The organism is uncultured Stenotrophomonas sp. (assembly GCF_913778665.1).
Lineage (GTDB): Bacteria > Pseudomonadota > Gammaproteobacteria > Xanthomonadales > Xanthomonadaceae > Stenotrophomonas.
Genome location: NZ_CAJYVQ010000002.1, coordinates 453,162 through 478,709 on the forward strand (window position 1 = coordinate 453,162; position 25,548 = coordinate 478,709).

A 25,548-nucleotide genomic window follows, 5' to 3' on the forward strand; every position below is an offset into this window, starting at 1 on the left:
CAGCCCTGTTCTGCCTCCCCCTCGTCGTTGCCTCAAGCCCTTCGCCAGAGGCCCCGTTGCCCTGCCAGAAGGTCCAGACCATGTCCCCTGCCGTTGTCCTTTCGCCGCGCCCGCTGGCGCTCGCCGTTGCTGCGCTGCTGGCCGGCAGCGCCCTGTCCGCCCGGGCCGAGACCGACGCCACCGATATCGACACGGTGCATGTCACCGCCTCGCAGATCGCGCGCCAGGCGCTGGGTACCTCGACCATCACCGCCGAGGACATCGCCAAGCGCCCGCCGGCCAACGACATCGCCGAGCTGCTGCGCACCATGCCCGGCGTCAACCTGACCGGCAACAGCGCTTCCGGCCAGTACGGCAACAACCGCCAGATCGACCTGCGCGGCATGGGCCCGGAAAACACCCTGATCCTGGTTGACGGCAAGCGTATCGGTGCACGCGACGCCGTGCGCATGGGCCGCAGTGGCGAGCGCAACACGCGCGGCGACACCAACTGGGTGCCGGCGGAGATGATCGAGCGTATCGAGGTGCTGCGCGGTCCGGCCGCAGCACGCTACGGTTCCGGTGCCTCGGGCGGCGTGGTCAACATCATCACCAAGCGCCCGACCGGTGACCTGACCGGTGCAGTCGATCTGTACGGCCTGGTGCCCGAGCACAGCGCCGAAGGCGGCAGCGAGCGCGTCGGTCTGCAGCTGAGCGGCCCGATGACCGATACGCTGTCGTTCCGCCTGTACGGCAATCTCAACAAGACCGACGCAGACTCGCTGGATCTCAACCGCCAGTACGCCACCAACCCGAACGCGGTGCCGCCGGCTGGGCGCGAGGGCGTCAAGAACCGCGACGTCAACGCGCTGCTGCGCTGGGACGTGACCGCCAACCAGGTGGTCGAGTTCGAAGCCGGTACCAGCCGCCAGGGCAACATCTACGCCGGTGACCGTGCGGTCAGCACCGCCGGCACCTCGACCGGCGTTGATCTGGCGGCGCTGGCCGACGGCAAAGCGGAGACCAACCGGATGTACCGCAACACCGGCGCGATCACCCATCGTGGTCGCTGGGGCGATGTCACCTCGCGGGTGACCGCTGCGGTGGAAGCGGTGAACAACTCGCGCATCAACGAAGGCCTGGCCGGTGGCCCGGAAGGCAGCTTCAACGGCACCGACTGGTCGACCTCTCGCCTGCGCAATTATCAGCTGGACGGCGAAGTGAGCTTCCCGACCACGCTGGGCGGTGCCGAGAACGTCTGGACGCTCGGCTTCGAGTACCTGGACAGCCGCCTGACCGATCCCTATTCGATGAGCCAGTCCAGCAGCAGCGGCGGCGGTATCCCCGGCCTGTCGGCCGACCGTGCGCGTGGCAAGGCCGACGCGCAGACCACTGCCGTATTCGTCGAAGACAACATCTACCTCGGCGAGCGCTGGATCGTCACTCCGGGCCTGCGCTTCGACCACCACAGCCAGTTCGGCAACAACACCAGCCCCAGCCTCAATGCGCAGTTCCGCATCAGCGGCGATTGGGTGGTGAAGGGCGGTATCGCCCGGGCATTCAAGGCGCCGAACCTGTACCAGTCCAATCCGGACTATCTGTACTACACCCGTGGCAATGGCTGCCCGAATGCATTGCCGAGCCTGGGCGCCGGCTGCTACATGCGCGGCAATGCGGACCTGAAGGCGGAAACCAGCCTGAACAAGGAGCTGGGTATCGAGTGGGCACCGCAGAGCGGCTGGCAGGCCTCGTTGACCTACTTCCACAACGACTACAAGGACAAGATCCAGGCCGGCTACACCCAGGTCGGGCTGACCGCCGACACCAAGGGCCGCATCTTCCGCTGGGAGAACGCACCGAAGGCGATCGTGCAGGGGCTGGAAGGCAACCTGGTGATCCCGCTGCTGGGCGAGCAGGGCAACCGCCTGAAGTGGAGCAACAACTTCACCTACATGGTGGAAAACGAGAACAAGACCACGCGCCAGCCGTTGTCGGTGATCCCGAAATACACCGTCAACACGATGCTGGACTGGCAGGCCACCGATAAGCTGTCGGTGCTGCTGACCGGCACCTTCTACGGCAAGCAGAAGCCGGCCACTGCCAACATCAACAACGATCCGCGCTGCACCGGCAGCTGTGATGCGTCGATCGCACTGCAGGACCGCGGTGCCTACAACATCTGGGGCGTGAGCGCGCGCTACAAGGTGACCGAGACGGTCAGCTTCGGCTTCGGCGTGAACAACCTGGCCGACAAGCGCCTGTTCCGCGAGGCCAACAGCAGCGATGCCGGCGCGGCGACCTACAACGAACCGGGTCGCGCCTACTGGGCCAGCCTGCGCTTCGGATTCTGAGCGTACGCGGCGCCGTTCCGCTGCGCTCGCCGGGCAAAGGTGCGGCCTCGTTCCAGCCTCGGTAGTGCCGGGCCATGCCCGGCAGCCTCAACCCCGCAGGTCTGCAATGTTATAAACATCGTGATAGTTTCCCCACGGCCGCCAGCGTAGCCTGCCTCCCTCGCAAAGGAGCTGTTGCCATGGGCCACGACCACGATCACCTGCCATCCGAGATCCGCCACGAGAAACCCTTGTGGTGGGCGCTCGGCCTGACGTCCACCTTCCTCGTCGTCGAAGTGGTGGGCGCGTTCTGGACCAACAGCCTGGCGCTGTTGTCCGACGCGGCGCACATGGCCACCGATGCACTGGCGCTGATGATCGCGCTGGTCGCGGTGCGCTTGAGTCGCCGCCCACCCGACGCGCGCCGCACTTACGGCTATGCGCGCCTGGAAGCGCTGGGCGCGATGATCAACGGCGCGATGCTGTTCGTGGTCGCCGCCTACATCCTGTGGGAAGCCGTCGGGCGCTTCAGCAAGCCGCAGGAGATCGCCTCCACCGGCATGCTGGTGATCGCGTCGGTCGGCCTGGTCATCAACCTGATCTCGATGCGCCTGCTCCAGGCCGGCAGCGGCGAGAGCCTCAACGTGAAGGGTGCCTACCTGGAAGTGTGGGCCGACATGCTCGGCTCGGTGGCAGTGATCGCCGGTGCGGTGCTGATCCACTTCACCGGCTGGAAGCCGATCGACCCGATCCTGGCGGTACTGATCGGCCTGTGGGTGCTGCCGCGCACCTGGGTGCTGATGCGCGAGGCGATCAACGTGCTGCTGGAAGGCGTGCCCAAGGGCATGGACGTGGCCAAGGTGCGCGACAGCCTGTCGGGGCATGACGCGGTGCTGGATGTGCATGACCTGCATGTATGGGCGCTGGCCTCCAGCACGCCTGCGCTGACCGCGCACATCGTGATGCGTGATGGCACCGACGCCGATGCGCTGCGGCGTGAGCTGGGGGGGCGCCTGCATGATGATTTCGGCATCGAGCATGTGACGTTGCAGATCGAGGCCGACCACTGCGGCGAAGCCTGTGGTGAGCCGGCGCCGGTGAAGGGCGGTGAGCACGAAGGTCATGAAGGCCATGACCACGGCGAAGACGCACAGGGGCATCGCGGCCACGTGCATCGTTGATCGACGATGACACGCGCGTCGGGAGATGCCCGGCGCAGCTATTCGTCCCGCCGCGAAGCCAGCCGATCCGCCAGCCGGGTCGGTTCCGGCAGCCGGTAGCCGCGCAGGGTGCGCTGCACCCAGCCCAGCGCGGTATCGGCACTGACCCGGTGGCCGCCGGCCACGAATAGCGGCTTGCAGCGCACCTTGCTCCGCAGCACCCAGCCCAGTTGTTCATCGCCGTCCAGCAGCGGTGTATGCGCGCCCGCTTCGGCGCCCGGCTCGATGAACCGGCCCACCAGTTTCGACTTGGCCACACCGATACTCGGCAGGTCGGTGACCACACCCAGGTGCGCGGCCACACCCAGCCGGCGCGGATGGCTGATGCCGTGGCCGTCGACGAACACCAGGTCGGGCGTGCGGGGCAGCAGCGCCAGCGCGGCCAGCAGTGCCGGCAACTCGCGGAAGCTCAGCAGGCCAGGAATGTAGGGCATCACCGTAGGAATCCGCGCGATCTCCTGCGCCACCGGCAACAGCGTGTTCGCATCCAGCAGCACCGCCGCCGCGCGGGTGGTGGCACCGTTGTCCTCGAAGCCGACATCGAGCCCGGCCAGCCAGCGCACGTCGCGGGCCAGGCGGTCCTGATGCTCCACGCGGCCGGCAAGCTGGGTCTGCTGCGCGCGGGCAGCGGCGACGCTGCCTTCCCAGCGCCCGGGGTCGATCACCGTATTCATTGGCTACAGCATTGCATGCGCGGCGCCACGGCCCGGTGAGCGGCAGCCGGGGCTACAATGGCGGCCTGCCTTTCCTCGCGTTGGAGACCCTGCAGTGACCCGTAAACTCGTACTGTTGCGCCATGGCCAGAGCCAGTGGAACCTGGACAACCGCTTCACCGGCTGGGTCGATGTCGACCTGACCGAGCAGGGGCGCCGGGAAGCGGCCGCCGCCGGTCGCCTGATGCGCGAGGAAGGCCTGCAGTTCGACGTCGCCCATACCTCCGTACTGAAGCGCGCCATCCACACCCTGCAGGGTGCGCTGGCCGAGCTGGAGCAGGACTGGCTGCCGGTGAACAAGTCCTGGCGCCTCAACGAGCGGCACTACGGCGGCCTGCAGGGGCTGGACAAGGCCGAGACCGCGGCCAAGCACGGCGAAGAGCAGGTCAAGGTCTGGCGTCGTTCGTACGACATCCCGCCGCCGCCGATGGAGCTGGAAGATCCCGGCCACCCGATCCATGACCGCCGCTACGCCGGCCTGGACCGCAACGCGCTGCCGGGTACCGAATCGCTGGCCACCACCCTGGACCGCGTGCTGCCGTACTGGCACGACGCGATCGCGCCGCAGCTGAAGGACGGCAAGACCGTGCTGGTCACCGCCCACGGCAACTCGCTGCGCGCGCTGTACAAGTACCTCAACAATGTCTCGCGCGAGGAAATCCTCGAGCTGAACATCCCGACCGGCATCCCGCTGCTGTTCGAACTGAACGACGACCTGACGGTGCAGTCGTTCCGCTACCTGGGCGACCCGGAAGCGGCGCGCAAGGCCGCCGAAGCCGTGGCCAACCAGGGCAAGGCGAAATAAGAAGAAGGCCGGCGCAAGCCGGCCTTCGCTTTTTGTAGAGTCGGGCCATGCTCGACTGCCGCTGCCGCATCCCAGTAGAGCCACCCCATGGGTGGCTGCTTCTGTCCGCTACGAAGGACCCAGCAGGCGCACCTTCGGCGGCTGCAATGCAGCAATGTCGATGACGTGGTCCTGGCATATCACTTGATAGTGCGCGAATGGGCCGGGGTGACGGCTATCAGCGAAGGTGGCATGGTCCAGATAATCGAGGAACTTCGAACGGCTGTAGCGGCGGAACAGGTTTCCGCTCCAGGCCTCGGAGTCGTCCCAGCTTTGATAGGACTCGTTGTGCACGGCGTAGCTGATGTAGTGGACCCAGATCAGTTCAAACCGCTGCGAGTGGGGCGTCACCTCTATCGCACGCACATCATCGATTGAACGCCCCTGGCCGAGATCCACCCGACGGGGCTCTCCTGTCACTCGTCCCTCGTCGATGACCAGCCGCAGACAGTTGGCCTCCAGTTCGCCAATACCCGTCAGGAACAGATACTCACAGGTGTCGAGGGCCACTAGCAGCGCAGCTTCGTCCATGGGCCCGAGGTCCGGTGATCGTAAGGACAAGAATACCGGCATGCAGTGGGTTGGCGACGCTACGGGCTCGTGACCTTTGGCCGGTCCGTGCCGTGGGCTCCCCCGGCTACCCTGTGAAATTACCCGCAGGAGAGCCTCATGAACGTCCGCAACCTGGTCCCGCTGGGCCTGACCCTCGCCATTGCTGCCTCGCTGGCGGCCTGTGGCAAGCATGAAACCGCACCAGCGGCCAGCGCCGCTGCCAAGCCGGCCTTCGACCTGTCGCAGATCAAGACGCCGCTGATCTCGCTCAACAGCGCCGACCTGGATCCGTCCATCTCCGCCTGTACCGACCTCAATGGTTTCGTCAACAGCAAGTGGCTGAAGGCCAACCCGGTGCCGGGCGACCAGACCACCTGGGGCAGCTTCGAGATCCTGCGCGAGCGCTCGCTGGAAGTGCAGCACGCGCTGGTGCAGCAGGCCGCGGCCAGCCAGGCCAAGGCCGGCTCGGTGGAAGCCAAGATCGGTGACATCTGGACGACCGGCAACGACGAAGCCAAGATCGAAGCCGCCGGCCTGGCGCCGCTGCAACCGCAGCTGGACAAGATCACCGCGCTGAACGATACCGCCGCCATCACCCAGTACCTGCGCGACAGCCAGGCCGAGGGCAAGGGCGTGCTGTTCTCGCTGTTCGCCAATGCTGATTACAAGGATTCGGCCAACGTCATCGCCTACGTCGGCCAGGGCGGCCTCGGCCTGCCGGAGAAGGGCTACTACTTCGACGACGCGCAGGCCAAGATCCGTGATGCCTACGTGGCCTACATCGCACAGGTGCTGACCCTGTCCGGCGTGGACGCCGCGCAGGCCGCCGAGCAGGCCAAGGCCGTGATGGCCTTCGAAACCCGCCTGGCCAAGGCCTCGATGTCGCGCATCGAGATGCGTGACCCCGCCAAGCGCTACAACCCGCTCAGCGCCGCAGACGCCGACAAGCTGACCCCGAATTTCAGCTGGACCGCGCTGTTCGACACCCTCAAGGTGCCTGCCGCGCAGAAGTTCTCACTGGCGCAGCCGGGCTTCTTCAGTGAAATGGACAAGATGCTGGCCGATGTGCCGGCCAGCACCTGGCAGGCCTACCTGCGCTTCCACACCATCGACGACGCCTCGCCGTACCTGAGCAGCCAGTTCGAGAAGGCCAACTTCGATTTCTATGGCACCACCCTGCGTGGCCAGAAGGAAATGCAGCCGCGCTGGAAGCGCGTGCTGGAGTCGGTCAACGGTGGCATGGGTGAAGCGCTGGGCCAGCTGTACGTGGACGCCGTATTCCCGGCCGAGTCGAAGGTGGCCATGCAGCATCTGGTGGAAAACCTGTCGCAGGCACTGAAGGCGCGCCTGGAGCAGCTGCCGTGGATGGGCGAAGAAACGAAGAAGAAGGCGCTGGAGAAGTGGGCCAGCTTCACCCCGAAGATCGGTTACCCGGACAAGTGGCGTGACTGGGCGGGCCTGCAGACCAACGGTGACAGCTACCTGGGCAACATGCAGGCGGCGCGTGCGTTCAACTACCGCTACATGCTGGACAAGATCGGCAAGCCGGTGGACAAGACCGAGTGGGGCATGACGCCGCAGACCGTCAACGCGTACTACAACGCCACCAAGAATGAGATCGTGTTCCCGGCGGCGATCCTGCAGGCGCCGTTCTTCGATGCCAAGGCCGATCCGGCGCTGAACTACGGCGGCATCGGTGCGGTCATCGGCCACGAAATGATGCATGGCTACGACGACTCGGGCAGCCAGTTCGCCGCCAACGGCAATTTCGACAACTGGTGGACCGACGCCGACCGCAAGGCCTTCACCCAGCGTACCGACCAGCTGGTTGCACAGTTCGACGGCTATGAAGCGGTGCCGGGTGTGAACGTGAAGGGCAAGCTGACCCTCGGCGAGAACATCGGCGACCTGGGCGGCCTGACCGTGGCCTATGACGCGCTGCAGATGGCGCTGAAGGAAGACCCGAAGGCGAATGTCGAGGTCGATGGCCACAGCCAGGACCAGCGCTTCTTCATGAACTGGGCCACGGTGTGGCGCCGCAATTTCACCGATGGTGAGCTGCGCGTCCGCCTCAACACCGATCCGCATGCGCCGGCCAACTTCCGTGCCAACGGTGCACCGTCGAACATGCCCTCGTTCGCGGCCGCCTTCCAGTGCAAGGCCGGCGATGCAATGGTGCGTGCCGACGACAAGCGCGTGGTGATCTGGTAATCGATCGCAGGTAATGGGTGATGCAGAAGGCCCGGCGAACGCCGGGCCTTTTGGTTGGTGGACTGAGAGCGCCAGGCCATGAGCGGCGGCTCTCAGGCCAGCTCCGGCGCCTGCGCCAGCATGCGCTGGAAGCGCTGCAGCACGTACGGATCAACCAATCCACCGGATTGCGCATCAATGATGCGCAGCGCCGTCTCGCGTTCCATCGCGTCGCGATACGGGCGCGCGCTGGTCATCGCATCGTAGGCATCGGCGATGGTGACGATGCGCGCGCCAAGCGGAATCGATTCACCGCGCAGCCCATCGGGATAGCCGCTGCCATCAAAGGCTTCGTGATGGGCACGGATCAGCTGCGCGACCGGCGCAGCGTCACTGCGGCCGGTGGCGAGGAAGATATGCTCCCCGCGCACCGGGTGTTCGCGCATGAGCGCTCGCTCTTCGTCGGTATGCCGGCGCGGGGCCAGCAACACCTCGTCGGGAATGCCGATCTTGCCGATGTCGTGGAAGCGTGCAGCCAGGGCGATCTGCGCACTGGCCTCGTCGTCGAGGTCACATTGCGTCGCCAGGCGCTGCGCGAGCAGGCCGACGCGGTCGCAGTGATGGCGTGTGTAGGCATCGCGCATCTGCAGCGACATGGAGAGGGCGTCGATCAGGCAGGCCTGCGCGTGCAGCAGGTCAGGAGCAGGTACGGCGTCAGGAAACATGGTCATCCGCCCGCACCGGGTGGGGACCGGTGCGGGGTATTCTCGGGCGATCAACCCGGGGCGAGTGTGGTCAGAAGGGCGCGGGCCGCATTGAAGCGGTCTTCCGGCAACGGCAGCGGATGCTTGATGCGCAGCTTGTCCGGCCCTTCCATGGCGTAGAGATTGGGTTGCTTCTGGATCAGCTGGATCACCGCCATCGGGTCGATGTTCGGCTTGGACTCGAACACGATGCGGCCACCGTTCTCGCCCAGGTCCAGCTTGCGGATGCCCAGCGTGTTGGCTTTCAGCTTCAGCTCGGCGATGGCGAACAGGTGCTTGGCCGGGTCCGGCAGCAGGCCGAAGCGATCGATCATCTCCACCTGCAGCTCACGCAACGCATCGCTGCCGCGTGCGCTGGAAATGCGCTTGTACAGGGTCAGGCGGGTGTGCACGTCCGGGAGGTAGTCTTCCGGAATCAGCGCCGGCACATGCAGTTCGACCTCGGCGCCCCGTACTTCTTCGCCGGCATCCAGGTCGGGCAGCTTGCCCTGCTTGATGCTGCGCACCGCGCGTTCGAGCAGCTCGGTGTACAGGCTGAAGCCCACTTCGGCCATCTGTCCGCTCTGATCCTCGCCGAGCAGTTCACCGGCGCCGCGGATCTCAAGATCGTGGGTGGCCAGGGTGAAGCCAGCGCCCAGTTCATCCATCGAGGCGATCGCTTCCAGGCGCTTTTCCGCATCTGGCGTGATCGAACGGCGGTCCGGCGCCACCAGGTAGGCGTAGGCGCGGTGGTGCGAACGGCCGACGCGGCCGCGCAGCTGATGCAGCTGGGCCAGGCCGAAGCGGTCGGCGCGGTTGATGATGATGGTATTGGCGTTGGGAATGTCGATGCCCGATTCGATGATCGTGGTCGACAGCAGCACGTTGAAGCGCTGCTTCTGGAAATCCAGCATCACCTTTTCCAGCTCACGCTCGGGCATCTGCCCGTGTGCGATGCCGATGCGCGCCTCCGGCACCAGCTCGGACAGCTCGCGCTGCATGCGGCCGATGCTTTCCACGTCGTTGTGCAGGAAGTACAGCTGGCCACCACGGGCCAGCTCGCGCTGGAATGCCTCGCGCAGCAGCGCATTGTCCCACTGGGTGATGAAGGTCTGCACCGCCAGCCGGTTCGGCGGCGGCGTGGCGATGATCGACAGGTCGCGCAATCCGGCCATGGCCATGTTCAAGGTGCGCGGGATCGGCGTGGCGGTCAAGGTCAGCAGGTGCACGTTGGCGCGGAGCGCTTTCAATGCTTCCTTCTGGCGCACGCCGAAACGCTGCTCCTCGTCGACGATGACCATGCCCAGGTCCTTGAACTTCACGTCCGGCTGCAGGAGGCGGTGGGTACCGACGATGACGTCGATGGTGCCGGCGGCGACCTTCTCCAGTTCGGCCTTGATTTCCTTGCTGGTCTTGAAGCGCGACAGTACTTCGACCTTCAGCGGGTAATCGGCGAAGCGGTCGCGGAAGTTGCGGAAATGCTGTTCGGCCAGCAGCGTGGTCGGCACCAGCACGGCCACCTGCTTGCCGGCGCTGGCGGCGGCGAATGCGGCGCGCACGGCGACCTCGGTCTTGCCGAAGCCGACGTCGCCGCAGACCACGCGGTCCATCGGCTGGCTGCTGGCGAGATCGCGCAGGGTGGCATCGATCGCTGCCAGCTGGTCCGGGGTTTCCTCGAACGGGAAACCGGCCGCGAACGGCTCGTACATCGCACGGTCCACCTGCAGCGCCAAGCCGGCACGCGCCTGACGGCGCGCCTGGATCTCCAGCAGCTCGGCAGCCACATCGCGGACCTTCTCGGCGGCCTTGCGCTTGGCCTTGCTCCACTGCTCGCCACCGAGCGAATGCAGCGGCGCGGTTTCCGCCGATGCACCGGAATAGCGGCTGATCAGGTGCAGCTGGGCGACCGGCACATACAGGCGGTCACCCTTGGCATATTCGATTTCGAGGAACTCGCCGGGCATGCCGCCGACGTCCATCGCGATCAGGCCACGGTAGCGGCCGACGCCATGGTCCTCGTGCACGATCGGCGCACCTTCGGTCAGTTCGCCGAGGTCGCGGATGATCGCTTCCGGCTCGCGGCCGGCACGACGCGTGCGGCGGGTGCTGCCGGCGCGCTCGGGGAACAGCTGGCGCTCGGTCAGCACCGCAATGCGCGGATCGTCCAGCGCGAAGCCATCCTCCAGCGGCGCCACCGCGATCGCGAAGCGCGCATCGTCAGTGAGGAAGCTGGGCAGGTCGGCCACCACCGGTGGCTTCAGCTCGGCGGCCTGCAGCACTTCCAGCAGCGCCTCGCGGCGGCCCGGTGAATCGGCGGCGATCAGCACCCGGCCCGGGTAATGGCCAAGGAAGGACTTCAACGCATCGCCGGCCGGCGCTTCGCGCGCTGCTACCGGCAGTGGCGGCAGCGGCTGGTCACCCAGCGCGTGCGCGTCGGCGATGCGCGCGTGGTCGGTGGCCCACACCTCGATGCGCGGGGCGTCGTTGAGGCGCTCACGCAGCAGCTCCGGCGACAGGTACAGTGCCGACGGCGGCAGCAGCGGCCGTTCCACATCGTGGCGGCGCTGTTCGTAACGCTCACCGGTCTGTGCCCAGAACGCCTCGGCGGCTTCGCCGGCACCGGCGCAGACCACCGGCAGGCTGCCACTGGGCAGGTAATCGAACAGGGTGGCGGTGCGCTCGAAGAACAGCGGCAGGTAGTACTCGACGCCGGCCGGGGCCAGCCCGGACTTCAGGTCCTGGTACAGCGCGCTGCGGCGGGTATCGACATCGAAGCGCTCGCGCAGCGCGGCCAGCACGCGGCCGATGCTGGCCTCGTCCATCGGCACTTCGCGGCCGGGCAGCATGTGCACAGCGTCGACCTTGTCCAGCGAGCGCTGGCTTTCCGGGTCAAACGCGCGGATCGAGTCGATGTCCTCGTCCAGCAGCTCCACCCGCAAAGGCTCGTCGGCACCCATCGGGAACACATCGAGCAGGCCGCCGCGGACCGCGAAGTCGCCCGGGTCCATCACCTGCGGCACGTTGCGGTAACCGGCGCTCTCCAAGCGGCGCTTCTCGGCCTCCAGGTCCAGGCGCTGGCCGACCTTCAGGTCGAAGCTGCCGCCGATCACATAGCTGCGCGGGGCCAGCTGCTGCAGCAGCGTCTGCACCGGCACGATCACCAGGCCGCGCTTCAGCGCAGGCAGGCGGTGCAGGGCAGCCAGGCGCTGCGAGATGATCTCCGGGTGCGGGCTGAAGCGGTCGTACGGCAGCGTCTCCCAGTCCGGGAAGGCGACCACCGGCAGGGCCGGGTCGCCACCGAGCAGGGTCTGCAGGTCGGCTTCAAGCTGGTTGGCGCCGTGGTTGTCACGGGCGATCACCAGCAGCGGCGCATCGTGCGCACGCGCGGCCTGGGCCAGGTACCAGGCCAGGGCGGTCGGCGAGGCGGGGGCGCGCCACCAGGCGCGGAGCTGGCCGGCACGCGGCAGCGGCGGGGCGGGGTATGAGGTACGCGACATGGACCGCCGATCTTAGCAGAAGGGTTTGTCGCGACCGTGTGCGAAACGCGGTGGGTAGCGCCGGGCCTTGCCCGGCGTTATCTCAATTGTCCAGCTCCAGCACCATCCGCACCAGGCCTTCGGCGCCGGTGGGGTGGGGGACCGGCTTGAAGCCAAGCGAGGCGGCCAGCTGCTTCATCGGCTCGTTCTCGGCGGCAACGTCGCCGTACAGGCGGTCCAGGTACTTGCCTCGGCCCCACTTCACCAGCTTGCGCATCAGCTGCCGGCCCAGGCCCTGGCCGATCAGGAAGCGGCTGATCAGGATCGCGTACTCCGCTTCCCGGGTGCCGGGGATGATCGAGGCCCGGGCGACCGCGCCGACCACTGCTTCGCCAGCGGGCAGGGATTCGGCAGCGACCAGGGTGATCTCGGTCTTGGGATTGGGGTGCGTCAGGCGCTGGGTGGTTTCCGGCGACAGCTCTGTCACCGCCTGCAGGAAACGATCACGGATTTCTTCCGGCCCGAACAGGCTGAACGCTGCTTGCAGCGGCGCCCCATCTTCCGGGCGGATAGGGCGGATCAGCAGCTCGTGGCCGCTGGGAGCCTTGAAGATCTCATGCCAGGGCGGCATGCGGTTGCGAGTGGCCATACCGGGTGATTCCTTGGTGGTCCATCGATTGTGGCATCACCGAGGCTGCATTCCGTGAACGAAAGGCTCACGGCGGTACAGCCTCGTGAAGGCCGTTATTCGGGCGCTTTGAGCCAATCCAGGCGAGTGCTGGCACCGGGTTCGCCCAGGTGCTGGCGCAGCGCCGGCAGGGCCGGGCCCACCACCCGGTCGAACTGCCAGGGCGGGTTGAGCAGCAGCATGCCACTGCCGTTGAGGCGCAGCGGTGAGTCGTCCGGCCGCACCAGGAACTCGATCGTCATCGCCGACTTCACCGGCAGGGCGGTGGCCTTGCGCAGGAAATGCAGGATGGTGCGGCGCTGTTTGATTGGGAACCAGACCGCGCAGGTGGCCTGCGGCCAGCGCGCCAGGGTCTCGGCCAGGGCAGCCAGGATGGCCTGGTATTCGGCGTCCTGCGCCTCGTAGGGCGGGTCGATCAGCACCAGGCCGCGGCCGATCTTGCTGCCGTTGAACTTCGGCGGCAGCAGCGAACGCAGCAGTGCGTAGCCATCGCCCGCACGCACGTCGACGCGGGTGTCATGCGCGAACAAGGCCTTCAGCGTGGCCGTTTCCGCTTCCTGCAGCTCGCACACCGCCATGCGGTCCTGGGCACGCATGGCCTGTGCGCTCAGCAGCGGCGAGCCGGGGTAGGTGGTCAGCGCGCCGACCGGATTGTCGGCCTGCACCGCCTTCAGGTAGCGCTCGACCACCTCCGGCAGCTTGGGCTGGGCCATCAGCCGCATGATTCCGGACTCGGCCTCCAGGGTCTTGCGGCTCTCTTCGCTTGCCAGCAGGTAGCGGCCGGCACCGCCGTGGGTGTCGAGCACGAAGAACGGACTGTCCTTGCGCTTGAAGCTGTCGATCAGGGCCAGCTGCACGATGTGCTTGAGCACATCGGCGTGGTTGCCGGCATGGAAGGCGTGGCGATAGTTCATGGCCGGCAGTGTACGGGGCAGCGGCCGCAGCGGCTATGCTGCGCGCCATGACAGCCCCTGTTGCCCATGTCCTGGTGGTCGAGGACGAAGCCGCCATCGCCGAAACCGTGCTCTATGCGCTGCGCAGCGAAGGCTACGCGGTCAGCCACTGCCTGCTGGGCGGCGAGGCCCTGCAGCGGCTGCAGGCCGGGGGCATTGACCTGGTGGTACTGGATGTGGGCCTGCCCGACCTGGGTGGGTTCGAGGTCTGCCGGCGGCTGCGCGCGCAGCCCGGCCCGGCGGCGCAGCTGCCGGTGATCTTCCTGACCGCCCGCAACGATGAAGTGGACCGCGTGCTCGGCCTGGAGCTGGGCGCCGACGATTACATGACCAAGCCGTTCTCGCCGCGCGAGCTGGTGGCACGGGTGCGCGCACGGCTGCGCCGCGCGGTGCCCGCGGTGACGGCGGGTAGTGCCGATGCAGGCTGGCAGGAACACGGTGCGTTCGCCATCGACCGCGATGGCCGGCGCATCCGCTTCCATGGCCAGGCACTGGACCTGACCCGCTACGAGTACGCGTTGCTGGAGGCATTGCTGCAGCGTCCGGGCGCGATTCTCAGTCGCGCCCAGCTGATGGATCGCGGCTGGGACAGCAGCGCCGACAGCGCCGACCGCACCGTCGACACGCATGTAAAGACCCTGCGCGCCAAGCTGCGTGCGGCCGGCGCCAGCGACGATCCGATCCGGACCCACCGTGGCCTCGGCTACGCGCTGGAGGCCTAGCCGATGCGCCTGGTGCTGAAGCTGTTCCTCGGCTTTTTCCTCATCACCGGCATCGCGGCGTTCTTCGTGATGCGGGTGTTCGTCAACGAAGTGAAGCCGGGTGTGCGCCAGGCGATGGAGTCGACCCTGGTCGATGCGGCCAACGTGCTGGCTGAAATGGCCGCCGCCGACGTCAAGGCCGGCACCATCCGCAGCGGCAGCTTCACCCGCAACCTGGCCAAGGCGCGGCAGCGTGACCTGAAGGCGATGGTCTGGCGCTTCCCGAAGCGTTCGCTGGATTACCGGGTGACCATCACCGATGCCAAGGGCATCGTCATCTACGATTCGCTCGGCCGTGACCTCGGCCGCGACAACTCACGCTGGAACGATGTCTACCGCACGCTGCGCGGCGAGTACGGCGCCCGCTCCAGCCCGGAAATACCGGGTGAGGAAGGCGATACGGTGATGCACGTGGCGGCGCCGGTGTACGACCCGGCCGATGGACGCACGCTGATCGGCGTGCTCAGCCTGGCCCAGCCCAACCGCAGCATCGATCCGTTCATTGCCGCCAGCCAGCGCGCCATCATCGAGCGCGGTGCGTGGTTGATCGGGCTGTCGGCGCTGGTCGGCGTGCTGGTGACGATGTGGTTGACCACCGGCCTGGGCCAGCTCAGCCGCTATGCGCGCGCGGTCACTGCCGGCGAACCCGTGCCACCGCCGCGCCGCCGCCGCGACGAGATCGGCGATCTGGGCCAGGCGCTGGAAACCATGCGCCGCAAGCTGGAGGGCAAGGCCTACGTCGAACAGTACGTGCAGTCGCTGACGCATGAGATGAAGAGCCCGCTGGCGGCGATCCGCGGCGCGGCCGAGCTGCTGCAGGAGCCTCTGCCGGACGCCGACCGGGTTCATTTCGCGCGCAGCATCGTCGATCAGCAGGAGCGGCTGACCGAGACCATCGACAAGCTGCTGGCGCTGGCCGAAGTGGAACAGCACGGTTGGCTGCAGACCCGCGACCCGATCGCGTTGCCGCTGCTGCTGGCCGATGCGGCCGCAGCGGCGCAGGTGCGCGCGCAGGCCGGCGGCGTACAGGTCCGCATCGGCAACGTGCCCGACCTGCGCGTGCAGGGCGATGCCTATCTGCTGCGGCAGGCGCTGCACAACCTGATCGACAACGCGATTGCGTTCTCACCCGCAGGTGCGGAGGTGGCGCTGCAGGCCGACGCTGAGGGGCAGGGGGTGCGCCTGCAGGTGGCCGACCGCGGTGCCGGCATTCCCGAATATGCGCGCGAACGGGTGTTTGAGCGCTTCTATTCGTTGGCCCGCCCCGGCAGCGGCCGGCGCAGTTCGGGCCTGGGCCTGCCGTTCGTGCAGGAAGTCGCACGCCTGCACGACGGCCGTGCCAGCGTCAGGCCCCGCGACGGTGGAGGTACCGTCGCCAGCCTGTGGCTGCCACTGGGCATGCCGGGCCAGCGCCCGCGTCGCTGACTTCACACTCGCTTCAAATTCGCCACAAACCCTGCTCACTGCAGCGGTTCATCCTGCAGGCCTCTCCAACGAGGATGGACCATGAAATCCCTGAAGATGCTGCTGCGGTTCGCCATTGTCGGCGGGCTGATCCTGCTGCTGCTGATCCCGCTGACGATGATCCGCGGGGTCATCAACGAGCGCAGCGCGTACCGCGACGAGGCCTTCTCGCGCGTGGCCGACAGCCGTGCGGGCGCGCAGCAGCTGGTCGGACCGGTGCGGGTGGTGCCGTGGGTGGAGCGCCAGCAGATCGAAGTGATCGACGCCAAGGGCAACAAGAAGACCGAGGTGCAGGTCACCGAAGGCCACTGGCTGCAGATGCCGGCAACGCTGGACGTGGGCGGCGAGATGCTGCCGAGCCAGCGCGAAGTCGGCCTGTTCAAGGTGCCGGTGTACAGCTGGAACGGCCAGATGAAGGCAACCTTCGCCGAGGACGACTATCCGGTGAAGGCCGGCCGCAGCTATGGTCAGCCGTATGTGGCGGTGGGCGTATCCGACGTGCGTGGCCTGGTGGGTACGCCGAACCTGCGCGTGGACGGCAAGCAGCTGCGTTTGCTGCCGGGCGTCGGCGACGCCAGCGAGGTGGGGCGAGGCCTGCATGCGCCGGTGGCCGGGTTCGCCGATGACCATGGCGGCCTGCTGGCCGCGAGCACCGTGGAGCTGGAACTGCGCCTGGACGGCAGCCGCATGCTGTCGGTGGTGCCTGTGGGCGACGACACCCACGTCGCGCTGCGTTCGAGCTGGCCGCACCCATCGTTCAGCGGCGCATTCCTGCCCAACGAGCGCCGCGTTGATGCACAGGGCTTCGATGCGCGCTGGGCGGTGTCCTCGCTGGCGTCCGATGCCCAGCGGCAGCTGCGCAGTGAGGGGGCCATCGATTCGCAGGCGGTGACGGTATCGCTGGTCGATCCTGTCGACACCTACACCCAGGCCGACCGCGCTTCCAAGTACGGCGTGCTGTTCGTGCTGCTCACTTTCGTCGGCTTCATCCTGTTCGAACTGATCAAGTCGCTGCGCATCCATCCGCTGCAGTACCTGATGGTCGGGCTGGCACTGGCGATCTTCTTCCTGCTGCTGATCAGCCTCTCCGAGCACATCGCGTTCTGGAAGGCCTACCTGGTGTCGGCGGTGGCCTGCATCGGCCTGCAGGCGGTGTACCTGGCCAACGTGCTGGGCCACTGGAAGCGTGGCCTCGGCTTTGCCGCGCTGCTGACTGTGCTGTATGGCGCCCTGTACGGCCTGCTGGTCTCGGAAAACAACGCCTTGCTGATGGGTTCGCTGCTGCTGTTCGTGATCCTGGCGCTGGCGATGTGGGTGACCCGCCGGGTCGACTGGTATGCGCTTGGCGCGGAACTGAAGTAAGGAGCTCGTCATGGGGTGGCGCCACGGATTGCGGCAACGGGCACGGCAGGGCATCCCCGCCCTGCTGGAAGTGGATGCACTGCTGCAGGCACATGGCGTGCTGGCGGCCCTGCCGGGGGCACGGATCGCCCCCGGCCTGGTCCGCTTCCAGCTGGCCGCGGTGACCTGCGAGGGGCTGCAGGGGCACGGGCTGGCCTGGCTGCAGGGCGCGCGGCAGGGACGCGGCGCGCTGGCGGGCAAGGTGCCGCACTACCGGCCATGGAAGGCCGGGGCGGAAGCATTGGCCGAGATCGGCATCGGCGGCCTGCCGGCAGGCTGGCCGGCGCACGCCGCGGTCTTTGGCTGCAGCAGCATCGATCAGCAGCACTGGTTGCTGCTGCTGCCGGAACGGGCGCAGCTGTGGCTGGGCTGGCGCGGCTAGCGGCAGGCACAATACGCTGTGATCAGGAGGGGCAATGCCATGGACATCGTAAGACTGACCGAGACCCGCGACGGTTATGACATCGATACGTCTGGCTGGGCTGCCTACGTAGCGTCGATCGAAGCGGGGCTTCCAGAGCCGGTGAAAGCGTTCGTGGCGGCGCCCTGGCGCTACGACGCGCGTGATCCCCGCTGCCTGCATGATGCTCGGCTTGAACAGTTGGCGCTCAGTGAGGGGGACGACGAGGGCGGCCGCCCCAATCAGGTCCTGCTGGTGCTGCAGGGCGCCTGGGGCGGACGCATTGAACTGTGTTACCGGCAGGTGTCGCGGCTGCAGGTGGACAAGCACGGTGGGCCTTCGGAGGGATTCGGCGATCTGCTGCTAGAGGAGCTGGTGGCGGTCGGCGCCGGCACCTTCCGCCACGAGCTGGTGTTCGTCGAGGGCAAGCTGCTGCTGGAGTTTGGCGATTTCCGCGAAACCCAAGTGGACCTTCCCGTGCCGGAAGCGGCGGGCCCATGACCGATGGGACGGGGGGCGCCTGCCGCCACTGGCTAGACTCGAGCGCTTGATGATCGAGCCGAAGGGCAGGGGTGGGGCGTGTTGAAGTGGAGCGGGCTGAAGTGGAGTGTGCTGGCAGCAGCGCTGGCGATGGGGGGCAATGCAGGGGCGCAGCAACGCGAAACGGTGGACCTGGACATGGTCAGCCGCATCCGCCAGGAGGCCTTCCACCGTTCGCAGGTGATGGACACCTTCAGCTACCTCACCGAACGCATCGGGCCGCGGTTGACCAATTCGCCGGCAATGGGCCGTGCCAACGCCTGGACCCGCGGCAAGTTCAACGAATGGAAGCTGGACAACGTCCACGACGAAGCCTTCGATGATTTCGGCCGCGGCTGGGAGTTCACCTCGGCCAGCGTGGAAATGCTGGGCGACCGCATCCAGCCGCTGCATGCGCTGCCCAAGGCCTGGACCCCGGGTACCAACGGCCCGGTGGAAGGCGAGCTGGTGCAGGTCGAGATCAAGAAGCCAGAAGACATCGAGAAGTACCGCGGCAAGCTGCGCGGCAAGATCCTGCTGCTGGGCGAGGCGCGCGAGTACAAGCGCGGCACCGAGGCCGATTCGCATCGCCACGACGCCACCTCGCTGGAAGGCCTGCAGGAATTCACCCTGCCCAAGGACAAGGACGCCACCGCCGAGCGCGCCAAGCGGGTCAAGGAATTCCAGGAGCGGCAGGCGCTGGTGGCCAAGGTCAATGCGTTCTTCGTCGAAGAAGGCGCGCTGGCCTCGATCAGCATCAGTGGCTGGGACAACGGCATCATCCGCGTCGCCGGTGGTGGCTCGCGCAAGGCTGGCGAATCGGTGGGCATCCCGGAACTGGCGATGATCAGCGAGCACTTCAATCCATTGGCGCGCGCGCTGGAGGCCAAGCAGACCGTGCGCCTGCGCGTGGATGTGGCCGCACGATTCACCGATGAGGCCGACCAGCCGGGTTACAACACGCTGGCCGAGATCCGCGGCAGCAGCAAGCCCGATGAAGTGGTGATGATCGGCGCGCACATGGATTCGTGGCACAGCGGTACCGGCGCGGCCGACAATGCGGCCGGCGTGGCGGTGATGATGGAAGCGATGCGCATCCTCAAGGCCACCGGCGCCAGGCCCAAGCGCACCATCCGGGTGGCGTTGTGGAGTGGCGAAGAGCAGGGCCTGATCGGCTCGCAGGCCTATGTGGCCAAGCACTTCGGCCAGTTCCCCGAGCCCACCGACCCGGCGCAGAAGGCGCTGCCGGCGTCGCTGCGCGAGCCGACGGGTGCGCTGCGCAAGACCCGCGATTACAGCAAGTTCCAGGTCTACTTCAACATGGACAACGGCTCGGGCCGCTTCCGTGGCATCTATGCGCAGGAAAACCTGGCGGCGATGCCGATCTTCGAAGCCTGGCTGGCGCCGTTCCATGACGTGGGCGCCACCACCGTGGCTACCCGCAATACCGGCAGCACCGACCACATCAGCTTCGACCGCATCGGCCTGCCGGGCTTCCAGTTCATCCAGGACCGGCTGGATTACTTCAGCAACGTCCACCACAGCCACCTGGACACCTGGGACCACGCCGAACCGGAAGACCTGAAGCAGGCCGCGGCCATCGTCGCCTCGTTCGCCTACAACGCCGCGATGCGCGAGCAGTCCTTCCCTCGCAAGGCTGAACCGCAGCCTTGAAACATCGGGCGGCAGGGGCCGGGCGCACCGGCCCCTGCTTGCCTTTCCGGGCTGGTGGTAAAATCGGCGGATTCCCGTTCCTCGAGCCGTCCATGACCTGCCGCACCCGCTTCGCCCCCAGTCCCACCGGCTACCTGCACATCGGTGGTGCCCGCACTGCGCTGTACTGCTGGCTGGAGGCCCGCCACCGCGGCGGCGAATTCGTGCTGCGCATCGAGGACACCGACCGTGAACGCAGCACCCAGGGCGCGATCGACGCGATCCTGGAGGCAATGGACTGGCTGGGCCTGGACTACGACGTCGGCCCGATCTATCAGACCGACCGCGTGGCCCGTTACCTGGAAGTGGCCGAGCAGCTGGTGGCCGACGGCAAGGCGTACTACGCCTACGAGACCAAGGAAGAGCTGGATGCCATGCGCGAGGCCGCCATGGCCAAGCAGGAAAAGCCGCGCTACAACGGCGCCGCGCGTGACCTGGGCCTGCCGCGCAAGGACGACCCGAACCGCGTGATCCGCTTCAAGAACCCGCTGGAAGGCACGGTGGTGTTCGACGACCTGATCAAGGGCCGCATCGAGATCGCCAACAGCGAGCTGGATGACATGGTCATCTTCCGCCCGGATGGCTACCCCACCTACAACTTCGCGGTGGTGGTGGACGACTGGGACATGGGCATCACCGAGGTCATCCGCGGCGACGACCACATCAACAACACCCCGCGCCAGATCAACCTGTACGAAGGCATCGGCGCCCCGGTGCCGAAGTTCGGCCACATGCCGATGATCCTGGACGAGCAGGGCGCCAAGCTGTCCAAGCGCACCGGCGCGGCCGACGTGATGCAGTACAAGGACGCCGGTTACCTGCCCGACGCGCTGCTGAGCTACCTGGCCCGGCTGGGCTGGTCGCACGGTGACCAGGAGCTGTTCAGCCGCCAGGAACTGATCGAGCTGTTCGACGTGACCAACTGCAATTCCAAGGCCTCGCGCCTGGACATGGCCAAACTGGGCTGGGTCAACCAGCACTTCCTGAAGACCGAAGAGCCGGCCAGCATCGTGCCGCACCTGGTCTACCAGCTGGAAAAGCTGGGCTTGGACGTGGCCGCAGGCCCGGCCCCGCTGGATGTGGTGATCGCCCTGCGCGAGCGCGTGCAGACCCTGAAGGAAATGGCCGAGAAGGCCGTGGTCTGGTACCAGCCGCTGACCGAGTACGACGAGGCAGCCGTGGCCAAGCACCTCAAGGCCGGCGCCGAGCTGCCGCTGGGCAAGGCCCGCGAGCTGCTGGCGGCCCTGCCGGAGTGGACCGCCGAAGCCGTGGGCGTGGCCCTGCACGATGCCGCTGCCGCCCTGGAAATGGGCATGGGCAAGGTTGCCCAGCCGCTGCGCGTGGCCATCACCGGCACCCAGGTCAGCCCTGACATTTCCCATACCGTGTACCTGGCCGGTCGCGAGCAGGCCTTGAAACGCATCGATGTGGCCATCACCAAGGTAGCAACGGCCTGAGGCATCCTTGCCAGGCCCGAACCGGAGAACACGCATGCCCGCCAAGACCGCCACTGCCTGTACGGCCCCGCACCACCACGTCCATGACGCATCGGATTTCGTGGCGGTGGTCGAGCGCGTCTCGCGCGAACGCGGGCTGCGCCTGACTCCGATCCGCGCCAATGTGTTGAAGCTGATCGCCGAGGCCGGCAAGCCGGTCAAGGCCTACGAGCTGCTGGAGTGGGTACGCAACGGCAAGGGCGTGGGCGCTGATGCCCCGCCCACCGTGTACCGCGCGCTGGACTTCCTGATGGCCAACGGCTTCGTGCACAAGCTGGAGTCGGTGAACGCATTCGTAGCGTGCCATCACCCCAGCAGCGCAGCGCATTCGGTGCCGTTCCTGATCTGCAACAGCTGCCACAGCGCGGTGGAGCTGGAAGACCGCGAGATCGTCACCCAGCTGGAAAAGCGCGCCAAGGAGCTGGGCTTCCAGCCGCAGGCGCAGACGCTGGAAGTGCACGGGCTCTGCGCGCGCTGCGCGAGCTGAGCGCGAGGGGCAGGGGAGAGCAGAGTCCAGCGGGCCGAGTCCACCTGCCCGCAGGCTAGTCCATCGGCTTGGAGCGCGTATCCACCCGCGCGATCACCGACATCCCGGGCCGCAGCCGTGCGGCCAGATCCTGCCCCGGATCGATCGATATCCGGATCGGCAGCCGCTGCACCACCTTGGTAAAGTTGCCGCTGGCGTTGTCCGGGCGCAGCACGCTGAATTCCGAGCCGGTCGCCGGCGCGATCTGCTCGACATGGCCGCGCAGCACCTGGCCCTGGAACGCATCCACCGCAAACGTTGCCGGCTGGCCGATGCGCATCTTCCAGGTCTGGCCTTCCTTGAAGTTGGCCACCACCCACAGCGCGTCCGGCACCAGGAACAGTAGCTGCGAACCGGCCGCCACGTACTGGCCTACGCGCACGCTCGCCTCGCTGATCTGGCCGTCGCGCGGCGCATGGATCACGGTGTTGGCCAGATCGATGCGGGCCAGCTCCAGCTGCGCCTGCGCACTCTCCACCTGGGCTTCCAGGCTCTTGCGCGCGACCTGGGTCGAGACCAGGGATTCCTCGGCGATGCGGATCTGCGCCTGTGCCTGCTGCACGCTGGCCTGCGCCGCGGCCTGGCTGGTCCGGAACTTGTCGCGGTCATTGACCGACACCAGCTGCTGTGCGGCCAGTTGCTCGTAGCGCCGGGCCTCGTTGCGCGAGCGCTGCAGCTCGGCCTGGCCGGCCGCCAGGGTCGCGTGGACGGAGGCGATCTGTGCACGGTTCTGAGCCTGCGACTGGTCCGAATTGGCCAGCGCCGCACGCGCGCTGTCGAGCGTGGCCTGCGCCTGCGAAACACGCTGCTTGTAGATGCGGTCATCGATGCGCAGCAACGGCTCATCCTTCTTCACGTGCTGGAAATCCTTCACCAGCACCTCGGTCACGTAGCCGTTCACCTGTGGTGCCATCACCGTGATCTGCCCGCGCACATAGGCGTTGTCGGTGACCATCACGCTGCTGGTGAACGGCCATAGGTGCCAGGCGCGCAGGATCAGCGCAATGCCCAGCAACGCCACCACCACCATCACCACCACGCTGCGCGCGCTGGGCTTGAGGTACTTCGGCGCCACGGCCGGTTCGATCGGGGTCGGGGCGGGGGCGGCGTCGGTCGGTGGCGGTGGGGTGACGTCGTCGGTGTCGTCGGGGCGGGGCGGAACCGGAGGCATGGCAGTGGACTCAACGGGGGGCGGATGGCGTGGCCGCAGCAGGGGAGATGGAATGGCGCTTGCGCCATTGCTTGAGCACGGCGGTGCGCAGCGACAGCAGCAGCAACCAGCACAGGAAGCCGATCGCCAGCCAGCCGCTCAGGGTGAACACATCATTGAAGCCACGCACGTTGGCTTCGCGGCGCGCGGTCTGCGCCAGCTGTGCGCTGCCCTGTGCACTGCGCAGCACCGGGTCGGTGATCTGCGCGGCATACAGCTGCTGCTGGATGCGCAGGCGCTGCGCTACCACCGGATCGGCCGGGTCGAGCTGGCTGGTCAGCGCGCTGGAATACAGCTGTTCACGATGCAGCTGGAAAGTACCCAGCACCGCCGAACCGGCCAGCCCGCCGAGGGTCTGGGTGATCGACAGTGTCACCAGGAAGGTGATCATGTGGTCCACGCCCTGTTTCAGCGCGGCGGAAATGCCGAGCATGATCAGCGGCCCCATGAACATGCCAGCGCCAACCGACGCCAGGAACTGGCTGACGAAGAAATCCTGCGGGCGGTCCTGGCTGGTACGGTGCTGGTCGAAGAGCGCGGCGGCGCCCAGCAGCAGGATCGCCATCAGCAGCTGCGGAATCAGCCGCTTCGGGCCGAAGGTCAGTGCGGTGCCGGCGATGCCGGTGATCACGCCGGCCAGGATCACCACGAACAGTGGCCGCAGCTGGTCCGGACCCATGCCCAGCGTGCGCATCAGGTTGACCACGCCGTAGGACTGCTCGGTGGTGAGGAAGCGGATCAGGAACGCGCCGACGATGAAGTGCAGCACCGGCAGGCTGGCCAGCCAGCGCGTCTGCAGCAGCGGATTGCGCCGGTAGTGTTCGATGATGAAGGCCGTGGTCGACAGCGCGATCGAAGCGATCAACGCCCAGCCCAGCCAAGGCGTGTTGAGCCACCAGCGTGTGTAGCCCTGCGCGAGCACGATCACCAGCAGCGCCACCGCCGGCGCGAGCAGCGCGAAGGTCAGGAAATCCAGCGGCTCGAACGCCTTCACCTGGATGCCCGGCGGGAGTTTCAGCACCACCACGGCAGCGAACGCGCACAGCGCCAGGCCCGCCTCGAACGAGTACAGCTGGTGCCACTGGCCGGTATCGACCAGCTCCGGCGAGACAATCCAGGCAATCGGCACCGCCAGCTGCGAAAGGCCGACGCCGACCACCAGCAGGTTGCCGGTAAAGCGACGCGGCAGCGCTTGCAGCATGTACAGCGTGCCCAGCGTCGAACAGGCCGCGCCGGCGAAGCCGCTGGCGGCACGGGTCAGCATCGTGGTCTCGAAGCTGCCGACGAACAGGTGCAGCACCGCCAGCGCTGCGTACAGGCCCAGGCCGATCTCGGCGAACAGGCGGATGCCGTACTGCTGGCGGAACTTGAAGGCCAGCAGGTTGGCGGTGACATTCACCATCGCGTAGGCCGCCACCAGCCAGCTGCCCTGGGTCGGGGTCAGCGCCAGCTGGCCCTGCAGGAACGGCAGGTTGGCGGTGACCAGCGCGTTGCCGAGACCGCCGGTGATCGCCACCAGCAGCGACACCAGTGCATAGGCTGCGCGTCGGTGCGGCGGGTGCCAGGGCATTGACGCCGAACCGGGCATGGTCGGCTTCTCGTGCTCCTCCCAATCCGGAACCGGCTTCAGGTACGGCTGGACCATCAACGGGCCTCGCTGGGTTCTCCCTGGAGGCCGCCGCGCAGCAGCTGCAGGGCGCGCCCGGCCAACTGGGCGCGCTCATCGCGGGTCTTGCCGCGCAGGGCCGCACCCAGCATGCCGGAGATCAGTGAAATATCCGTCTTCTCCAGATCGGGGCGGCACAGGCCGGCGGCCTTGGCGCGTGCGATCGGCGCTTCCAGCAGGTCGCGCACGGTCTCGCGCGCGCTGCGCATGGCCGGCACGTCCGAATCGACCGCGCGCCAGTAATCGGCCAGTGCCGGCGAATCGATGATGCGCTGGGCCATGCCCTCGAACACCTCGAACAGGGCATCGTCGCGGTCGCCGAGCTGTTCGACTTGGCGCCGGATGCGGTCGACCGTGCGCTGCAGCAGGGCCTGGATCAGCGCGGTGCGGTCGGGGAAGTTGCGGTACAGGGTGGCGCGGCCCACCTGGGCGCGTTCGACCACCAGGTCCAGCGGAGCAGTAACGCCGTGTTGGCCGAACACATGATCGGCGGCGTCGAGGATGAGGGCACGGCGGGCAGCGGCATCGGCGCGTTGGGCGGTCATGGCATCATTTTCGGACATTAATGTCCGGTTGGCGAGACACTGAGTGACGGGATTGTCCGGTTGTTGTCGTACGCACATCTTTGTGACGCCTGCGTGATGGGTCCGGCCAAAACGAGAACGGGGGCCCGAAGGCCCCCGTGGAATCCGACCCGCCCTGCG

21 protein-coding genes are annotated in these 25,548 nt (G+C 67.2%); 12 read left to right on the top strand and 9 right to left on the bottom strand.

Annotation, left to right across the window (positions count from 1 at the left end; translation table 11 throughout):
* Positions 1–80: 80 nt before the first annotated feature.
* Both QZ853_RS02975 and QZ853_RS02980 read left to right on the top strand, forming a co-directional pair.
* Positions 81–2,330: a TonB-dependent siderophore receptor gene (locus QZ853_RS02975; RefSeq protein WP_295570600.1), complete on the top strand. Its 2,250-nt coding sequence runs from the start codon at positions 81–83 to the stop codon at positions 2,328–2,330.
* Positions 2,331–2,509: 179 nt separating this feature from the next.
* Complete coding sequence (locus tag QZ853_RS02980; RefSeq protein WP_295570601.1) at positions 2,510–3,490, top strand: cation diffusion facilitator family transporter; 981 nt, start codon at positions 2,510–2,512, stop codon at positions 3,488–3,490.
* 38 nt (positions 3,491–3,528) lie between these two features.
* On the opposite strand, the gene nfi is transcribed toward QZ853_RS02980, so the two are convergent.
* Complete coding sequence (gene nfi, locus QZ853_RS02985) at positions 3,529–4,203, bottom strand: deoxyribonuclease V (RefSeq protein ID WP_295570603.1); 675 nt, start codon at positions 4,201–4,203, stop codon at positions 3,529–3,531.
* A 94-nt stretch (positions 4,204–4,297) separates the two neighbouring features.
* Between nfi and gpmA the strand changes: the two genes are divergently transcribed.
* The gene (gene gpmA, locus QZ853_RS02990; RefSeq protein ID WP_005408679.1) at positions 4,298–5,047 is read left to right on the top strand and encodes a 2,3-diphosphoglycerate-dependent phosphoglycerate mutase; all 750 of its coding nucleotides are present in this window, start codon (positions 4,298–4,300) and stop codon (positions 5,045–5,047) included.
* A 108-nt stretch (positions 5,048–5,155) separates the two neighbouring features.
* Here gpmA and QZ853_RS02995 read toward each other — a convergent pair whose 3' ends face one another.
* Positions 5,156–5,617 carry a hypothetical protein gene (locus QZ853_RS02995; RefSeq protein ID WP_295570605.1) on the bottom strand — a complete coding sequence of 154 codons (462 nt, stop codon included), beginning with the start codon at positions 5,615–5,617 and terminating at the stop codon, positions 5,156–5,158.
* 138 nt (positions 5,618–5,755) lie between these two features.
* Between QZ853_RS02995 and QZ853_RS03000 the strand changes: the two genes are divergently transcribed.
* Positions 5,756–7,849, top strand: a complete 2,094-nt coding sequence (locus QZ853_RS03000; protein WP_295570606.1) for a M13 family metallopeptidase — start codon at positions 5,756–5,758, stop codon at positions 7,847–7,849.
* A gap of 92 nt (positions 7,850–7,941) precedes the next feature.
* Here QZ853_RS03000 and QZ853_RS03005 read toward each other — a convergent pair whose 3' ends face one another.
* The 4 genes from QZ853_RS03005 to rlmJ form a co-directional block, all read right to left on the bottom strand.
* The gene (locus QZ853_RS03005; protein ID WP_295570607.1) at positions 7,942–8,559 is read right to left on the bottom strand and encodes an HD domain-containing phosphohydrolase; all 618 of its coding nucleotides are present in this window, start codon (positions 8,557–8,559) and stop codon (positions 7,942–7,944) included.
* Between the two features lie 44 nt (positions 8,560–8,603).
* The gene (gene mfd / locus QZ853_RS03010; protein WP_295570608.1) at positions 8,604–12,068 is read right to left on the bottom strand and encodes a transcription-repair coupling factor; all 3,465 of its coding nucleotides are present in this window, start codon (positions 12,066–12,068) and stop codon (positions 8,604–8,606) included.
* 82 nt (positions 12,069–12,150) lie between these two features.
* A complete protein-coding gene (locus QZ853_RS03015) occupies positions 12,151–12,696 on the bottom strand; it encodes a GNAT family N-acetyltransferase (protein ID WP_004150340.1) in 546 nt (181 codons plus the stop codon).
* 95 nt (positions 12,697–12,791) lie between these two features.
* Positions 12,792–13,649, bottom strand: a complete 858-nt coding sequence (gene rlmJ, locus QZ853_RS03020; RefSeq protein WP_295570610.1) for a 23S rRNA (adenine(2030)-N(6))-methyltransferase RlmJ — start codon at positions 13,647–13,649, stop codon at positions 12,792–12,794.
* Between the two features lie 35 nt (positions 13,650–13,684).
* Here rlmJ and creB point away from each other — a divergent pair, with 35 nt between their 5' ends.
* From creB to QZ853_RS03060, 8 genes are all read left to right on the top strand, one after another.
* Complete coding sequence (creB, locus tag QZ853_RS03025) at positions 13,685–14,410, top strand: two-component system response regulator CreB (RefSeq protein ID WP_295570612.1); 726 nt, start codon at positions 13,685–13,687, stop codon at positions 14,408–14,410.
* A gap of 3 nt (positions 14,411–14,413) precedes the next feature.
* Positions 14,414–15,874 (top strand): two-component system sensor histidine kinase CreC, encoded by a 1,461-nt coding sequence (gene creC / locus QZ853_RS03030; protein ID WP_295570614.1) that lies wholly within the window; start codon positions 14,414–14,416, stop codon positions 15,872–15,874.
* Positions 15,875–15,955: 81 nt separating this feature from the next.
* Entirely contained in the window at positions 15,956–17,275 is a 1,320-nt protein-coding gene (gene creD / locus QZ853_RS03035) for a cell envelope integrity protein CreD (protein WP_295570617.1), read from the top strand.
* Positions 17,276–17,285: 10 nt separating this feature from the next.
* Positions 17,286–17,696, top strand: coding sequence for a hypothetical protein (locus QZ853_RS03040; RefSeq protein ID WP_295570619.1), 411 nt, complete (start codon positions 17,286–17,288; stop codon positions 17,694–17,696).
* A 39-nt stretch (positions 17,697–17,735) separates the two neighbouring features.
* A complete protein-coding gene (locus QZ853_RS03045) occupies positions 17,736–18,215 on the top strand; it encodes a hypothetical protein (RefSeq protein WP_295570621.1) in 480 nt (159 codons plus the stop codon).
* 129 nt (positions 18,216–18,344) lie between these two features.
* The gene (locus QZ853_RS03050; RefSeq protein ID WP_295571129.1) at positions 18,345–19,907 is read left to right on the top strand and encodes a M20/M25/M40 family metallo-hydrolase; all 1,563 of its coding nucleotides are present in this window, start codon (positions 18,345–18,347) and stop codon (positions 19,905–19,907) included.
* Between the two features lie 92 nt (positions 19,908–19,999).
* On the top strand, positions 20,000–21,403 hold the full coding sequence (gltX, locus tag QZ853_RS03055) for a glutamate--tRNA ligase (protein ID WP_295570623.1): 1,404 nt from the start codon (positions 20,000–20,002) through the stop codon (positions 21,401–21,403).
* 34 nt (positions 21,404–21,437) lie between these two features.
* On the top strand, positions 21,438–21,929 hold the full coding sequence (locus tag QZ853_RS03060; protein ID WP_295570626.1) for a transcriptional repressor: 492 nt from the start codon (positions 21,438–21,440) through the stop codon (positions 21,927–21,929).
* Positions 21,930–21,984: 55 nt separating this feature from the next.
* Here the strand turns inward: QZ853_RS03060 and QZ853_RS03065 are convergent, their stop codons facing one another.
* Genes QZ853_RS03065 through QZ853_RS03075 form a run of 3 tightly spaced genes read right to left on the bottom strand, consistent with a single transcriptional unit; the run spans position 21,985 to position 25,389 of the window.
* Positions 21,985–23,139 carry an HlyD family secretion protein gene (locus QZ853_RS03065; protein ID WP_295570628.1) on the bottom strand — a complete coding sequence of 385 codons (1,155 nt, stop codon included), beginning with the start codon at positions 23,137–23,139 and terminating at the stop codon, positions 21,985–21,987.
* A gap of 10 nt (positions 23,140–23,149) precedes the next feature.
* Complete coding sequence (locus QZ853_RS03070; protein ID WP_295570630.1) at positions 23,150–24,823, bottom strand: MFS transporter; 1,674 nt, start codon at positions 24,821–24,823, stop codon at positions 23,150–23,152.
* Positions 24,823–25,389: a TetR/AcrR family transcriptional regulator gene (locus QZ853_RS03075; protein WP_295570633.1), complete on the bottom strand. Its 567-nt coding sequence runs from the start codon at positions 25,387–25,389 to the stop codon at positions 24,823–24,825. Before QZ853_RS03075 ends, QZ853_RS03070 begins: the two co-directional genes overlap by 1 nt.
* Positions 25,390–25,548 lie beyond the last annotated feature (159 nt).

Coding starts and splice junctions, on each gene's coding strand:
- creC (WP_295570614.1), top strand. CDS start 14,414: ATGCGCCTGGTGCTGAAGCTGTTCCTCGGCTTTTTCCTCATCACCGGC.
- QZ853_RS03050 (WP_295571129.1), top strand. CDS start 18,345: ATGGGGGGCAATGCAGGGGCGCAGCAACGCGAAACGGTGGACCTGGAC.
- rlmJ (WP_295570610.1), bottom strand. CDS start 13,649: ATGAACTATCGCCACGCCTTCCATGCCGGCAACCACGCCGATGTGCTC.
- QZ853_RS03040 (WP_295570619.1), top strand. CDS start 17,286: ATGGGGTGGCGCCACGGATTGCGGCAACGGGCACGGCAGGGCATCCCC.
- QZ853_RS02975 (WP_295570600.1), top strand. CDS start 81: ATGTCCCCTGCCGTTGTCCTTTCGCCGCGCCCGCTGGCGCTCGCCGTT.
- mfd (WP_295570608.1), bottom strand. CDS start 12,068: ATGTCGCGTACCTCATACCCCGCCCCGCCGCTGCCGCGTGCCGGCCAG.
- creD (WP_295570617.1), top strand. CDS start 15,956: ATGAAATCCCTGAAGATGCTGCTGCGGTTCGCCATTGTCGGCGGGCTG.
- QZ853_RS03005 (WP_295570607.1), bottom strand. CDS start 8,559: ATGACCATGTTTCCTGACGCCGTACCTGCTCCTGACCTGCTGCACGCG.
- creB (WP_295570612.1), top strand. CDS start 13,685: ATGCTGCGCGCCATGACAGCCCCTGTTGCCCATGTCCTGGTGGTCGAG.
- QZ853_RS03075 (WP_295570633.1), bottom strand. CDS start 25,389: ATGACCGCCCAACGCGCCGATGCCGCTGCCCGCCGTGCCCTCATCCTC.
- gltX (WP_295570623.1), top strand. CDS start 20,000: ATGACCTGCCGCACCCGCTTCGCCCCCAGTCCCACCGGCTACCTGCAC.
- QZ853_RS03015 (WP_004150340.1), bottom strand. CDS start 12,696: ATGGCCACTCGCAACCGCATGCCGCCCTGGCATGAGATCTTCAAGGCT.
- QZ853_RS03070 (WP_295570630.1), bottom strand. CDS start 24,823: ATGGTCCAGCCGTACCTGAAGCCGGTTCCGGATTGGGAGGAGCACGAG.
- QZ853_RS03060 (WP_295570626.1), top strand. CDS start 21,438: ATGCCCGCCAAGACCGCCACTGCCTGTACGGCCCCGCACCACCACGTC.
- QZ853_RS02980 (WP_295570601.1), top strand. CDS start 2,510: ATGGGCCACGACCACGATCACCTGCCATCCGAGATCCGCCACGAGAAA.
- nfi (WP_295570603.1), bottom strand. CDS start 4,203: ATGAATACGGTGATCGACCCCGGGCGCTGGGAAGGCAGCGTCGCCGCT.
- QZ853_RS03065 (WP_295570628.1), bottom strand. CDS start 23,139: ATGCCTCCGGTTCCGCCCCGCCCCGACGACACCGACGACGTCACCCCA.
- QZ853_RS03045 (WP_295570621.1), top strand. CDS start 17,736: ATGGACATCGTAAGACTGACCGAGACCCGCGACGGTTATGACATCGAT.
- QZ853_RS03000 (WP_295570606.1), top strand. CDS start 5,756: ATGAACGTCCGCAACCTGGTCCCGCTGGGCCTGACCCTCGCCATTGCT.
- QZ853_RS02995 (WP_295570605.1), bottom strand. CDS start 5,617: ATGGACGAAGCTGCGCTGCTAGTGGCCCTCGACACCTGTGAGTATCTG.